At 69.4% G+C, this 14,000-nt stretch carries 9 protein-coding genes; 8 read left to right on the top strand and 1 reads right to left on the bottom strand.

Features of this window, described 5'->3' with window-relative positions:
- The first annotated feature begins 314 nt into the window (after positions 1-314).
- From KDL01_RS02345 to KDL01_RS02370, 6 genes are all read left to right on the top strand, one after another.
- The gene (locus KDL01_RS02345; protein ID WP_212526617.1) at positions 315-1,619 is read left to right on the top strand and encodes an ABC transporter substrate-binding protein; all 1,305 of its coding nucleotides are present in this window, start codon (positions 315-317) and stop codon (positions 1,617-1,619) included.
- Between the two features lie 7 nt (positions 1,620-1,626).
- A complete protein-coding gene (locus tag KDL01_RS02350; protein WP_212526618.1) occupies positions 1,627-2,592 on the top strand; it encodes a carbohydrate ABC transporter permease in 966 nt (321 codons plus the stop codon).
- A 10-nt stretch (positions 2,593-2,602) separates the two neighbouring features.
- Positions 2,603-3,475: a carbohydrate ABC transporter permease gene (locus tag KDL01_RS42975; RefSeq protein ID WP_212526619.1), complete on the top strand. Its 873-nt coding sequence runs from the start codon at positions 2,603-2,605 to the stop codon at positions 3,473-3,475.
- Positions 3,472-5,361: a DUF5107 domain-containing protein gene (locus KDL01_RS02360; protein WP_212526620.1), complete on the top strand. Its 1,890-nt coding sequence runs from the start codon at positions 3,472-3,474 to the stop codon at positions 5,359-5,361. The genes KDL01_RS42975 and KDL01_RS02360 overlap by 4 nt, the downstream gene beginning before the upstream one ends.
- 99 nt (positions 5,362-5,460) lie before the next feature.
- Positions 5,461-7,917 (top strand): RICIN domain-containing protein, encoded by a 2,457-nt coding sequence (locus tag KDL01_RS02365; RefSeq protein ID WP_307846030.1) that lies wholly within the window; start codon positions 5,461-5,463, stop codon positions 7,915-7,917.
- A gap of 102 nt (positions 7,918-8,019) precedes the next feature.
- Positions 8,020-10,278, top strand: a complete 2,259-nt coding sequence (locus KDL01_RS02370; protein WP_212526621.1) for a glycosyl hydrolase family 95 catalytic domain-containing protein — start codon at positions 8,020-8,022, stop codon at positions 10,276-10,278.
- 76 nt (positions 10,279-10,354) lie between these two features.
- Here the strand turns inward: KDL01_RS02370 and KDL01_RS02375 are convergent, their stop codons facing one another.
- Complete coding sequence (locus tag KDL01_RS02375) at positions 10,355-11,023, bottom strand: NAD(P)-dependent oxidoreductase (RefSeq protein WP_246575844.1); 669 nt, start codon at positions 11,021-11,023, stop codon at positions 10,355-10,357.
- Positions 11,024-11,261: 238 nt separating this feature from the next.
- On the opposite strand from KDL01_RS02375, the gene KDL01_RS02380 reads away from it, so the two are divergent.
- A complete protein-coding gene (locus KDL01_RS02380; protein ID WP_212526623.1) occupies positions 11,262-12,086 on the top strand; it encodes a heavy metal-binding domain-containing protein in 825 nt (274 codons plus the stop codon).
- Between the two features lie 102 nt (positions 12,087-12,188).
- Entirely contained in the window at positions 12,189-13,670 is a 1,482-nt protein-coding gene (locus KDL01_RS02385) for a sensor histidine kinase (protein WP_212526624.1), read from the top strand.
- Positions 13,671-14,000 lie beyond the last annotated feature (330 nt).

Consider the following 14,000-nt stretch of genomic DNA (forward strand, 5'->3'; position numbering starts at 1 on the left):
GGTGCGTTCCTTAGCGGCGTTGTATCGGTAAAACGAGGTTGCCCGAAAGTTAGCTCCCAGCATCGGGCTCGTCAAGCGCGGCCCGCCGCTTGGGATCGGTTTATCTGGGCCCTACCTGGCTGATCGTCCCAGTCTCGGCCGCCGGGGCAAAAGTTTCTACTGGGAACCTCTTGCTTTACCGGTACAACGGGTCGTACTGTTCCGACCCAGCAGTCCACAGTCCACCCACAGTCCACCGTTCGACCTGCTCCACTCCCCGCGGCGCGGCACTCGTCGACCGCACCGCCCACCCCCGAGCAAGAAGGATCCCCCCCATGACGGGCAGAACTTCGAAGACCACGACACGGTTCCTGGGCATAGCGACGGCGGCGGCGCTCGCGCTAGGCGTCACCGCCTGCTCCAGCAGTGCATCCTCCTCCGACGGCAAGGGCGGGAGTTTCACCTACTGGTCGATGTGGAGCAAGGACGAGCCGCAGGCCAAGGTTCTGCAGGCGGCGATCACGGCCTTCACCGCGAAGACCGGCATCACCGTGAACGTCACGTGGGCGGGGCGCAACGTGTCCAAGGAGATCGGCCCCGCGGTCGCCGCGAACAAGGCCCCTGACCTGTGGGACGACAGCGCCGGCACCGTTCTGGGCACGCTCGGCTCCGAGGGGCAGGCGATGGACCTGTCCTCGGTGCTGGCCATGAAGATTCCCGGCGAGAACGTGACGGTCGGCAGCGTCATTCCGACCAAGTACCTGGCCTCGCAGCCCAAGGACTCCGACGGCACCAGCGACTACGTCATCCCCTACGAGGTCACGGCCGAGGGGATCTTCTACAACGCCGCCGACCCGGCCATGCAGGCCGCGATGCCGACCGCGCCGACCACCTGGGCCGGGTTCATCTCCGTGTGCGCCGCGCTCAAGGCCAAGGGCGAGCCCTGTATCGCCTCCGAGGGCGAGGACTCCTGGACCAACGGCCTCTACTTCGACTACGAGCTGCTGGCCAACGGGGTGAACTGGTCCGCCCTGGCGGCGGACAAGACCGGCGCCTCCTGGGACGCGCCCGGCGTCGCCGCCGCGGTGAACGACCTGGAGCAGCTGGTCTCCGGCGGCTACATCGTGCCGACCTACACCGCCACGAAGTACCCGGCGCAGGAGACCAACTGGGCCAACGGCAAGGCCGGGTTCTACATGGACGGCAGCTACGTCACCGCGGAGGTCTCCAAGGAGATCCCGTCGACCTGGAAGATGGCCATGATGCTGCCTCCGGGCGTCAGCCAGGCGGACGTCGGCACGTTCGGGTTCTCCATCCCCAAGCGGGCCAAGAACGCGAGCGCGGCCGAGCAGTTCATCGCGTTCTTCATGCAGAAGAGCCAGCTGTCCGGGATCTCCACCGTCGCCGACAACATCACGCCGCGCGCCGACATCCCGGCCCCGGCGGAGCTGGCCAGCGTGCAGCAGGCCCTGAACGCCCCGACGCTGCGGGTGGACTTCAGCAACACCGTCCCGTCGGACTACTACAACAAGGTCTACAACCAGAACTTCCTGGACTTCTGGCACGGCAAGACCACCGCCGCGCAGTTCATCGCCGCGATGAAGTCCGCCCAGGTCACCTACTGGCAGACCCAGGGCTGAGCGGTTCATGACAGCGCAAGTCACGCAGTCTCCGCGCATCGGCAGGGCACGGGGGGACTCGCTGCGTCGCGCCAGACGCAGCGAGGGCCCGCTCGAGCGCCAGCACCGCCGGACGTTCTGGCCGTTCGCCGCGCCCGCCCTGCTCTTCTACCTCGTCCTGTTCATCGCCCCCATCGCCTTCGCCGCCTACACCAGCTTCTACAAGTGGGACGGCCTGAGCCCGATGAGCAATCGGGGCCTGAACAACTACCGGATCCTGTGGCGCGACCCGGTGTTCCACACCGCGCTGACGAACACCCTGAAGATCCTGATCGTCGGCGGCGTGGTCACCTTCGTGATCGCCCTCGGGCTGACCATGATCCTCAGGGAGATGAACCGCGGGCTGTTCGCGCGGTCCGTGCTGTTCTTCCCCACGCTGGTGAACGCGATGGTGTTCGGCATCGCGGCCGGGTTCCTGTTCTCGCCCTCCGGCCCGGTCGACCAGGTCCTGCACGCGCTCGGGTGGCAGACGCCGCCCCAGTGGCTCTCGACCGAGAACATCTTCCCGATGGTCATGGGAACGCTGATCTGGACCTCGACCGGCTTCTACACGGCCATCATCATGGCCGGCGTCGACCAGATCCCGCAGTACCTGTACGAGGCCGCGGAACTGGACGGCTGCAACGCCTGGCAGCGCTTCCGGCACGTGACGCTGCCGATGGCGTGGGAGGTCATCTCGGTCTGCGCGGTGCTGTGGACCGTCAGCTCGGTGAACATCTTCCAGCTGATCCTGGTCTTCGGCGGCAGCAACTCCAACCTGCCGCCGGCCGACTCCTGGAACACCGCGCTGTACGTGTACGGCGAGGCCTTCCCGCAGTCCTCGGCCCCGGAACTGGGCCTGGCCACGGCCGCCGCCATGGTGGCCCTGCTGCTGGTCGCCGTCATCACGATCCTGCTGCGCCGGTTGATGCGCCGCGAGCGCATCGAGTACTGAGGAGCCCTTCGTGAGCATCGCAATCCCCGCGCGCGGCAGGCGCGGCCGGCGCAGGCGCACCGGGCCGGCGGTCCGGATCGGCGGCTGGCTGGTCTGGCTGTTCGTCATCCTGGACATCGGCCTGCTGCTGTGGACCTTCACCTCGTCGCTGCGCGGCAACAGCGACATCATGAACCACCCGTTCGGCCTGCCCGGCAGTCCGAAGTTCGGCAACTACGCCAAGGCCCTGAGCGACGGCGGCTTCGGCCGCGCCGCGCTCAACAGCGTCTTCACCTCCGTCGCCTCCTCGGCCGTGGTCATCGCGGTGGCCTCGCCGTGCGCGTACGTGCTGGCGCGCCGCCGGACGCGCACCAGCAGCTTCCTGTCGATGATGTTCGTCCTCGGCCTGGGCGTCCCGCTCCAGGTGCTGGTGATCCCGCTGTTCATCGGCCTGTCGAAGGTCAACCTCACCGACAGCCTCTACGGGCTGATCCTGGTGTACGTCGGCCTGGCCATGCCCTTCACCGTCTACCTGCTCACCGGCTTCTTCGCCGGGGTCCCGGCCGTTCTGGAGGAGGCCGCGGTCCTCGACGGCGCCGGACCGGTCCGCACCTTCCTGAGCGTGATCGTCCCGGTCGCCCGCGGCGGTATCACCACCGCGTTCCTGCTCCAGATCATCAGCGCCTGGAACGAGACGCTCTTCGCCCTCGTGCTGCTGCACAGCCAGGACAAGATCACCCTCCCGGTGGCCCTGGTCAACTTCCTGTCCACCGAGCAGTACGACGGCCAAGACTGGGGTGTCCTGTTCGCCGGCGTCTGCATCATCCTCGCCCCGATGCTCGCGCTGTTCTCCTGGCTCGGCTCCCGCATCATCCAGGGCATGACCGTGGGAATCGGAAAATGAACGACTGCACACTCCGCGCCGACGTCCTACGGATCACCGGCGCGGCGGATCCGGCTGCCGGAATACTGCCGATCCTGCAAGGGCTCCCGGCCCATACGGCCGAGGATGCCGGGGTCGACGCCGAGATGTCACACAACCTCGTCTACGGCCGGCCGCACTCGCTCACGCCCTACACCTGGCAGCGCGACTACGACCGCGTGCGTACCGAGCGCGAGTTGCCGACCGTGGTGCTCGAGAACGAGATCCTGACCGCCACGTTCCTGCCCGGCCACGGCGGACGCCTGTGGTCGCTGGTCCACCGGCCCACCGGCCGGGAACTATTGCACCGCAACGAGATCCTGCAGCCGGCGAACCTGGCCCTGAGGGACGCGTGGCTGGCCGGAGGCGTGGAGTGGAACTTCGGGACGACCGGCCACTGGCCGCTGACCTGCGAACCCCTGCACGCCGTCCGGGCGAGCGCGCCGGACGGCACGCCGGTGCTGCGGATGTACGAGTTCGAACGCCTGCGGCGCATGGTCGTGCAGATCGACGCGTGGCTCCCGGCCGGCTCGCCCGTGCTGTACGTCCACGCGAGCCTGCGCAATCCGTCGCCGGAGGAGACGCCGGTCTACTGGTGGACCAACATCGCCGTGCCGCAGGCCCCGGACGTGCGCGTGGTCGGCCCGGCCGAGCACGCGTTCGAGTTCGACTACGTCAGCGACCTGGAGTACGTGCGGTTCCCGCACCTCGACGGCCTCGACCGCAGCTATCCCGGCCGGGTCTCGCGCGCGGCGGACTACTTCCTGGACATCCCGGACGGCGAGCGCCGCTGGATCGCGTCGCTGGACGCGGCCGGATCAGGGCTCGTTCAGGCCTCGACCGACCGGCTGCGCGGCCGCAAGCTCTTCTGCTGGGGGACCGCGACCGGCGGCCGGCACTGGCAGGAGTGGCTCTCCGGACCGGATTCGGCCTATCTGGAGATCCAGGCCGGGCTGGCCCGCACGCAGTTGGAGCACGTGCCGATGCCGGGCGGTGCGACGTGGTCGTGGGTCGAGGCGTACGGGATGGCGCAGGCCGATTCCGAGGCGGTGCACGGGAGCTGGGATCAGGCGCGAGCCGCCGTCGCGAGCGCCTTGGACGAGCTGGTCACTTCGCGGGAACTGGACGCGGCGCTGGCATCGGTCTCGGAGTTCGTCGGCTCCGACGAGCTGTTGTCGCAGGGTTCCGGATGGGGCGCCCTGGAGATCGAGGCCGGGTCGCTGCCGGCGGTGCCCGGGCTGCCGTTCGGGTCCTGCGACGCAGACCAGCGCCCCTGGCTGGACCTGCTCGCCTCCGGCCGCCTGCCGATCTGCGACCCGCCCGCCGCACCCGTCGTCGGGCCGCGGTGGCGGGAACTGCTGGAGGAGTGCGCCGAGGACTGGCACGCGCTCTACCACCTCGGCCTGATGCGGCTGGCCGACGGGGACGAGGGCGCCGCCCGCGACGCGTTCAAGCGCTCGGCCGGCGAGCAGCGCACGCCGTGGGCTCTGCGCGCACTGGCCTTCCTGGCCTGCTCGGCCGGCGAGGCGGCCGACCTGGCGGCCGAGGCGCACCGTCTGCTCCCGGACCTCAGGGAGTTGACCATCGAGGCCCTGGACGCCCTGCTGCGCGCCGAGCGTCCCGACGAGGCGCTGGCGCTGATCGAGGCGCTGGCGCAGGCCGACCGGGAGCACGGCCGGATCCGGCTGGCCGAGGCGTGGGCCGCGCACGGCTCGGGGGATGACGATCGGGTCAGAGTTCTGCTGGCCGAAGGCATCCGCGTGGACAACATGCGCGAGGGCGAGCTCTCCCTCGACGCGCTGTGGACCGCGGTACACCCCGGGCGACCGGTGCCGGCGGCATACGACTTCCGCATGACGGAAGGCTGAGACGAGGCCCGCCTCCCGCGCACCGCGCCCGGGGGGCGGGTCTTTCCACGGGGAGTCCTGAACCGCACATCCACGCAGTTCTGACAAGAAGGAGTACCTGTGTCACGTCCACCCACATCCCTGGCCGCGGTCGCCGCCGCGGTCACCCTCGCGCTGGCCGCCAGCGCACTGGCGGCATCCCCCGCCTCGGCGGCCGGCCCCACCTACACGGTCACCGTCGGCTCCACCGGGTCCTTCGCCAACCCCGACGACACCCCGGCCGGTCCCTTCATCGACAAGGACGGGACCTTCTACTACCAGGAGTCCTACTCCAACTACGGGGTCACCGATCCGCACCAGTGGTCGTTCTACACCGGGACGAACTTCGACACCGCCACCGCGGACACCACCCTCGACAACGCGGTGAACCCGGCCAACTCCTCCGACAGCAACGCCAACACCACCGTGCGCTGTGAGAACGGGCCGACCGGCGTCAACGCCACCGCCGACTCGGCCGGCGGCTACCCGCTGTCGGACTACTGCGACCTGGTCGGCACCTGGGTCGACCCGGACACCGGGAACTGGTACGGGCTGGTGCACAACGAGTTCACCGGCAGCCCCTTCGGCGACGGTCTGCACTACGACTCCATCGACTACGCCGAGTCCACCGACCAGGGCCAGGTCTGGACCATCCTCGGCCACGCCGTCACCTCGCCGTACAGCACCACCCGCGGCGACACCACGGCGTTCCCGAACTCGGTCTACGACTACGGCGACGGCGACCCGCGGCTGTACGTGGACACCGCGTCAGGCTACTTCTACCTCTACTACGGATCGCGCATCGTGCCCAAGGGCGGCGTGGCCGGCAGCACGGGCGGACTCGCGCACGTCGCCCGCGCGCCGATCTCCGGCAAGATGGCCACCGGGACCTGGCAGAAGTGGTACAACGGCACCTGGACGCAGCCCGGTATCGGCGGCCTCGAGAGCAACATGGAGCCGACGTCCGTGGACGCCGACGGCTACACCCCCGTCGCCGGCGACTACAACCCGGCGAACACCGGCGACGTCGACCAGCAGATCGCGGTCGGCGTACTGCCGTCCAAGTCGCCGCTGTTCCTCATGAACATCACCTATGACGCGTACCTCGGCCTCTACATCGGCGAGCCGGAGCAGGTCAGCACGACCGGTCCGCAGCAGTACTACGCGACCGGCGACCTCTCGACGCAGCAGTGGACCCTGATCGGGGACTCCGGCAGCTACACCGACCAGTCCTGGTACCGCTGGTTCGTCGACGGTGCCAACGCGACCAGCTCGACGATCGTCGGCAAGACGTTCCGGTCGTACTGCTCGGTGTCCTGCTACAACGGCTCCGGCGGCCTGTACGAGAACACGACCATCGCCTCGTCGGCCCCGGCCGCACCGATCGACACGACCAAGGTGTACACGATCGGCAGCGGGAGCGGGCGCTTCCTCACCCAGGTCTCCGGCAGCTCCGCGACCACCTCGCTCAGCTCGGCCGGCAGCTCCACCCTGGCGCAGTGGCAGTTCACCAGCGAGGGCGACGGCTCCTACACCGTCGCCGACGTGTCCACCGGCGCGCTGCTCGGCGTCGGCTCGACCTCCACGGCCACCCGCGCCTGGGGAACCGCGCCGACCGTCACCGCGCAGGGGTCCGGCGGGCCGACCGTCGGCCAGGAGTGGTTCGTCATCCCGAGCACGCCCGGCAACGGCACCGACCGCCTCGTCAACCGCTACAGCGGCCTGGTCATCGGCCTGTCGGCGACCTCCGGCCGGCTCGCCGAGACGACCCCGCCGCGCAACTGGACGGACACCAGCGGCAGTTCGGTCGGCGGCGGACGGACCGCCGCCGAGCAGACGCTGACGTTCACCGCGGTCGGCGCCGCCACCGAGACGGTCTCCGTCAACGGCCCCGGCGCGCAGGTCGGGACCGTCGGTACGGCCGTCTCGCTCCAGATCGCCGGCACCGACTCGTTCGGCAAGACCCTGACCTACTCGGCGACCGGTCTTCCGGCCGGCCTGTCGATCAACGCGTCCGGCCTGATCTCGGGGACCCCGACCGGCGCCGGCACCGGGCAGGTCACCGTCACGGCGGCCTCGGGTACGGCGAGCGGCTCGAGCACCTTCGGCTGGACCGTCAACGCCGACTTCAACGGCACGACTCACTCCTTGACCGCCAGCGGCATGGCGCTCGACGACCCGGGTAGCAGCACGACGGCCGGAGTCCAGCTCATCACCTGGACGCCGACGGGCAACCCGAACCAGAAGTGGACCTTCGAGCAGCAGTCCGACGGCTCGTACGAGATCGTCAGTGTCCAGTCCGGTCTCTGCGTCGACGTCTACAACGGCGACTCGAACGCGGGCGAGGAGATCGACCAGTGGACCTGCAACGCGGGCACCAACCAGCTGTGGAAGCTGTCGCTGCTGGCGAACGGCGCGTACTCGATCACGAGCGAGCGCAGCGGACTTGTGCTCACCACCGCCTCGACCTCAGCCGGAGCGCTGGTGACGCAGCAGACGAACACCGGCTCCGCGTTGCAGCAGTGGACGATCAACTGAGCCGATCCGCGTGAAGGCGCGGATCTGACGGGACGCGTCCCGGCCGGCCTGTGAGGGAGCCGGTCGGGACGTGTCCGACCAGAACGGAAAGCGAGCACCATTATGAAGGACAACCTCCGCCTCGCCGCTCCCGTGAACCGGTGGGAGGACGCTATTCCGCTCGGCAACGGGATGATGGGCGTCCTGCTGTGGGGCGAAGGCAGTTCCCTGCGGCTGTCGCTGGACCGCGGGGATCTGTGGGACGAGCGCACCACCGGCCAGGCGCAATGGTGGAAGGAGCGTCCCTGGCACAGTCTCGAGGACGACGCGGATCCGTGGAGCCAGTACTACGACGGCATCACCCCGACGAAGCTGCCGGTCGGCCGCCTGGAGCTGGAGATCGATCCTGCGCGGACGATCGAGACGTTCGAGCTGGACTTCGCCACCGCCCAAGGCCTGGTGGCGTTCGATGACGGCTCTTCGGCACAGGTACTCGTGAGTGCGACCAGTCCCGTTGCGCTGCTGAGGTTTGACGGCGTGTCCGTGCTGGGAACCAGCTTGCTGCCGGCCGGCACCGTCGAGGATTGCGGAGGGGCCGGCCCCAGAAGCGGCGGTGCGGTGGCCGCGCTCGGCTACCCGCCGGCCGAACGCGGGCAGACGGACGATGCGCACTGGTACGTGCAGGATGCGGCGGACGGTTTCAGGTACTGCGCCTACGTTGCCAAGCGACGCCGCGGTGCGCAGACCCTGCTCGCCGTGGCTGTGACCACCACCAACGACTGCGCGCCGGGCGAGGATCTTCTGACGCTGGCCCGCAACCGGTGCGACCGGGCGCTGGCAGAGGGGTACGCGGAAGTCCTTTCCTCGCATGCCGCCTGGTGGCAGGAGTTCTGGGCGCAGTCGTCCCTTGAGATACCGTCGCCGCGCATCCGGCGTTCCTACCGGCTCGCCCGCTACCTCTACGGCGCAGGCTCGCGCCGGGGCGCGCCGCCGCTGCCGCTGCAGGGCGTCTGGACCGCCGACGACGGAGGCCTGCCGCCGTGGAAGGGCGACTACCACAACGATCTCAACACCCAGCTGACCTATATGGCGTATCACGGGGCCGGCAACTTCGAATCCGGTGAGAGCTACCTCGACTTCCTGGTGAAGTTGACCCCTGTGTTCCAAAGCTTCGCCAAGGACTTCTACGGCACCGGCGGCCTGGCGTCTCCCGGCGTGATGTCGTTGTCCGGCCGACCCCTCGGCGGGTGGGGTCAGTACTCGATGTCTCCGACGATGAGTGCGTGGAACGCCCACCTGTTCTATCTGCACTGGCGCTATACCGGAGACCAGGAGTTCCTGCGCGATCGCGCCTACCCGTGGTGTGCCGAGGTGGGCCGATGCCTGGCGCAACTGCTCTCGCCCGATGCGAACGGGATCCTGGTGCTGCCCAGGTCCTCCTCGCCGGAGATCTTCGACAACGGCCCGCGGGCTTGGCTCAGGCCCAATACCAACTACGACCTGATGTGCCTGAAGATGCTGTTCCTCGCACTGACGGAGATGGCCGAAGCGCAGGGCGACGCGAGCGCGGCGCGCGAGTGGGCACGCCTGGCCGAGGGCCTGGGCGACTTCCACGTCGCCGCCGACGGTGAGTTGCTGCTGGACGCCGAGACGCCGCTGCGCGAGAGCCACCGTCACCTGTCCAACCTGATCGCGATCCACCCGTTCAACCTGATCTCAGTGGATGGCGGCGAGCGCGACAATGAACGTATTCGCGCCTCGCTCGCGGCCTGGGACGAGCTGGGCACCGGGGAATGGTGCGGCTATACCTGGGCCTGGATGAGCTGCCTGCGCGCACGTATCGGCGACGGAGAAGCAGCCGCCCGCCACCTCGACGTCTTCACGCGGGCGTTCGTCTCGCGCAACGGCTTCCACCTCAACGGCGACCAGTCGGGCGAGGGTTTCTCGAACTTCACCTACCGGCCCTTCACGCTGGAGGGCAATTTCGCGGCCATGCAGGCCGTCCACGAGATGCTGCTGCAGAGTTGGAGCCCGACGCCCGGAAAGCGCGACACCGAGGTGATCCGCCTGTTCCCGGCCGTCCCGTGGCACTGGCACGACGCGGCCTTCACCGACCTGCGGGCCGAAGGCGGCCACCGGATCTCCGCGCGGCGCGAGAACAACACCACGACGTGGTTCGGCATCACGGCGGGCAAGGACGGTCCCGTCCGCGTTCGGGACGGCTTCGGCGGGCGCGAGCCCGAGTGGGCGAATCCGGGCGTGACAAGGGACGGCGCCGACTTCGTGGCCTGGTTGGCCAAGGGCGAGGTGCTGGAAGGACGGTTGCCGCGGCCGGATCAAGTCCCTGATGACCCGGCCGGCGTGACCGCGCGGGTCGGATAGCAGCCGGTTACGCTGCCGGGCGCGGCCGACCCGGGTGCCGCGCGCATGCACGCGAACCGCACGGGGGTCCACCGCGTCAATTGGCGATCCCGATGACGCGGTGGATCGTCTCCGGGCGGCCGAGCACATCGAGCATGAGGTGGGCGACGTCGGCGCGGGATATGAACATGCCGGCGCGGACGTTCTGCTCGTAGGCCGTTCGGTAGGTCCCGGTCAGGCGCGTGTTGAGCAGGCGGGGCGGGCGGGCGACGGTCCAGTCCAGGTCGCTTTCCCGAAGCGCGTCCTCCATCAGCGCCAGGTCTGCGTAGTGTCGCCGGAACGCGGCCTTGGCCAGTGGAGCCGCGAGGTGCCGCATGAAGAACCCGTCGCCGGGATTGTGCCGCGGCGGGTTCGGGCGGCCGGGTGAGGGCACGGTGCCGACCGAAGCGGCGCTGACGACGACGATGCGTCGCACGCCGGCGGCCTGCATCGCCTCGAGCAGGGCCCGGGTTCCCCGCGAGGCGACGCCCGCCTCGGCGGCGGTTCGCGCACCGAGTCCCGAGAGCACCGCGTCGGCCCCGAGGACCGCCGATCGCAGCGCCGCCGGATCCGCGGCCGCGAGATCGCTCGCAACTACGCGCACGGGCAGATCGGCGAGTTTGGCCGGGCTGCGTACCACGGCTGTGACCTCGTGGCCCGCGGCGACGGCCTGGGCGAGGATCTGGCTGCCGACGCCACCGGTCGCAGCCACGACCGTAAGCCGCATATCTCTCCTCGGACGGGGTTCGCACAGGTCTACTGGCCGAAGGCGCCCTCGACGCCCCGACTTTCGAAGGGTACTGCAGCGTATTGCGCATGCTGATGCCCGCGCTCGGGCCCGCGCGGAGGCCGCGGCGGCACGACGGATTCCCGCTGTTGAAGGGGCTTACTGCGCTACCGTCGAGACGTACCGCCCCGTTCGGCGGCGGTCGGATGCGCGAGCGTCAGCGTGGAGGGTGCGTACCATGTCCCAGCAGCCGAGTATGCCGGTGTCCCAACAGCCCCAGGCCGTGCCGGAGGCCGCCCGCGCCCGGCTCGAGGGCAGCGCGGCAGACGGCTTCTTCACCTCGGACCTGTCGGTCAACGAGTTCGTCCTGACCACCCAGACCGGCTTCGAACCGCTCGGCCTGGTCATGGGGACCTCGGTCTACCACGTGGGCATCCAGCCGACCCGGTGGGGCGTGAGCCAGGAACTGCCCGTGCTGACTCAGGCCATGTATACCGCGCGCGAACTCGCCATGGCCCGGATGACCGCGGAAGCCGCGGCTCTCGGCGCGGACGGTGTGATCGGCGTGCGGATCCGGCCGGTGCGTCTGGCGTTCTCCGCCGAGGTGCTCGAGTTCATGGCGGTCGGCACCGCGATCAAGGCCGGGGACGGTGCTTCGCACCGGACGCCGAGCGGCGCCCCGTTCACCTCGCACCTGTCGGGCCAGGACTTCTGGACCCTGTGGCAGCACGGCTGGCTTCCGCGGGCGATGGTGATGGGTACCTGCGTCTACCACGTCGCGCACCTCACCTTCCGCCAGTCCCTGCAGACCTTCGGCGTGAACGCCGAGATGAAGTCGTACACGCAGGCGATCTACGACGCGCGCGAACTGGCGATGAGCCGCATGCAGTACGAGGGACGCCAGGTCGGGGCCGGCGGCGTGGTCGGGGTCAGCGTCGAGGAGAGCACGTGGGCGTGGGGTGAGCACGCCATCGAGTTCTTCGCCCTCGGCACGGCCGTCAGCCGCAGCCACCCGGACCGCACTCCGGTGAACCCCGCCATGGTCATGCCCCTGACGAACTAGGCGAGAACCCAGTCACGTTCGAAGAGATGATCAATATTCTTCCTTAAGCTTCTCGCGGCATGATCTCAGGCCTCTTTCAGCGCGGTGGCTCAGGCTCGGCGCATGCTGAGGGATGGCGGTTGGCTCGGTCGGCGCTCGTTCAGATCACGGATCACGCTGCTGGTCGTGGCGGCGGTCGGGCTGTCGGTGGCGATCGGGGCGCTGATCAGCTATCTGGCGATCAGCAGGGCCGTGATGCACCGGGTGGACGACCAGCTCGAGCAGCGCGCGACCGTGTTCACGGCGTGGCCGCTGGAGATGGTCGCACCGGCCGATCTCGACGCGGGCAGAACGCTGCTGGCGGGTTCCGGCTACCAGGAGTCGCTGGTCTACGCCGACGGCTCCTCGTACCGGCCGCAGAACCTCGAACTGCAGCGGCTGGGGCCGCAGGGCCAGCCGGGGCAGGTCCTGGCCACCTATCAGGTGTGGGCTCCGTTCAGCCGGCCCGAGGTCGAGATCGCCGCCGCGCAGAAGGGCGCGTCGCTGCGGACCTTCAGCTACGACGGCGTGGACTACCGCGTCTACGCCGTCCCCAACGTCTACGGCGCGCAATCACCGGACAACACGCAGCCCTCGGCGCTGGTCTTCTCGACCTCTCTGGCCCCGACCGAATCAAGCCTGAACACGATCGCCACGATCTCGATCATCGTCGGCCTGCTCGGCATCGGGCTGGCCACGGCCGCCGGGCTGGCCATCGGGCGCGCGGCTCTGCGACCGGTCGAACGGCTCTCGCACGCGACCGAGTACATCGCCCGAACCGGCGACCTCAGGCGCCTGCCGGTCAAGGGCGACGACGAGATCGCGCGGCTGACCGGCAACTTCAACACGATGCTGGAGGCCCTCGCCCGCTCGCGGGAACATCAGAAGCGCCTCGTCGCCGACGCGGGGCACGAGCTGCGCACGCCGCTGACCTCCATGCGCACGAATCTCGATCTGCTCGCCCAGGCCACGGCCGTTCCGGACGGCAACCGCCTGCCCGCCGAGGAACGGGCCGCGCTCCTCGACGACGTGCGCGCGCAGATGGAAGAACTCTCCGTCCTGATCTCGGACCTGGTCGAGCTCTCCCGCGACGAGCAGCACGCCATCGAAGATCTCGATCTGCGCAACGTCGTCGAGCGTGCCGCCGAACGCGTGCATCGGCGGGCACCGGGACTGACCTACGATCTCCGCCTGGAGCCCTGGTACCTGCCCGGCGACGCCACGGCGCTCGAACGCCTGGTGACCAACCTGCTGGACAACGCGGCGAAGTTCTCACCGCAGGACGGGACCGTCACCGTCACCCTGGCCGACGGGCAGCTGCAAGTGGCGGACCAGGGCCCGGGTATCGCCGAGCCGGATCTCGCGCACGTCTTCGAGCGCTTCTACCGTTCGCCCGAGGCCAGGTCCACTCCGGGCTCCGGCCTCGGGCTCGCCATCGTGCGGCAGATCGCCGAGAACCACGGCGGCCGGGTCGCCGCGGCCCGCGCACCGGGCGGCGGCGCACTGCTCGGCGTCTGGCTGCCCGGCAGCCCGGCCCGCCTCCCCACGCCCGTCGCCGCCGGGTGACCGCCGGGTGACCGCCGGGTGACCGCCGGCACCGGAATTCCTTACCCACCAGTATCCAGAGCGTCGCCCCGCGCCTTGGCCCGACCGGCCTGAGCAGCGGTTACACGGCACAGAACAGCCCCGCGGTGATCTGACGCGGGGCTGTTGCGCGTGCCCGCTATGTCCGTGTTCTGGGTGACAGGTGGCGGCGGCCGGCTCCGGCCTGACGCCACATCAAATAGTTATTTAGGAATTAATCTTGACGCGGCGACGCGGATCCGGCACTGTCTTGACTGCTCCCCGAACGCCTGCTCGGCCGGGTGGGAGCTCCTCAGTCAACGACGACGGAGA

It is taken from the genome of Actinospica durhamensis, from assembly GCF_018139695.1.
GTDB lineage: Bacteria > Actinomycetota > Actinomycetes > Streptomycetales > Catenulisporaceae > Actinospica > Actinospica durhamensis.

Bases quoted from the DNA above. Each gene is read 5' to 3' on its own strand.
- KDL01_RS02345 (WP_212526617.1), top strand. From the start codon at position 315: ATGACGGGCAGAACTTCGAAGACCACGACACGGTTCCTGGGCATAGCG.
- KDL01_RS02350 (WP_212526618.1), top strand. From the start codon at position 1,627: ATGACAGCGCAAGTCACGCAGTCTCCGCGCATCGGCAGGGCACGGGGG.
- KDL01_RS02360 (WP_212526620.1), top strand. From the start codon at position 3,472: ATGAACGACTGCACACTCCGCGCCGACGTCCTACGGATCACCGGCGCG.
- KDL01_RS02370 (WP_212526621.1), top strand. From the start codon at position 8,020: ATGAAGGACAACCTCCGCCTCGCCGCTCCCGTGAACCGGTGGGAGGAC.
- KDL01_RS02375 (WP_246575844.1), bottom strand. From the start codon at position 11,023: ATGCGGCTTACGGTCGTGGCTGCGACCGGTGGCGTCGGCAGCCAGATC.
- KDL01_RS02380 (WP_212526623.1), top strand. From the start codon at position 11,262: ATGTCCCAGCAGCCGAGTATGCCGGTGTCCCAACAGCCCCAGGCCGTG.
- KDL01_RS02385 (WP_212526624.1), top strand. From the start codon at position 12,189: ATGCTGAGGGATGGCGGTTGGCTCGGTCGGCGCTCGTTCAGATCACGG.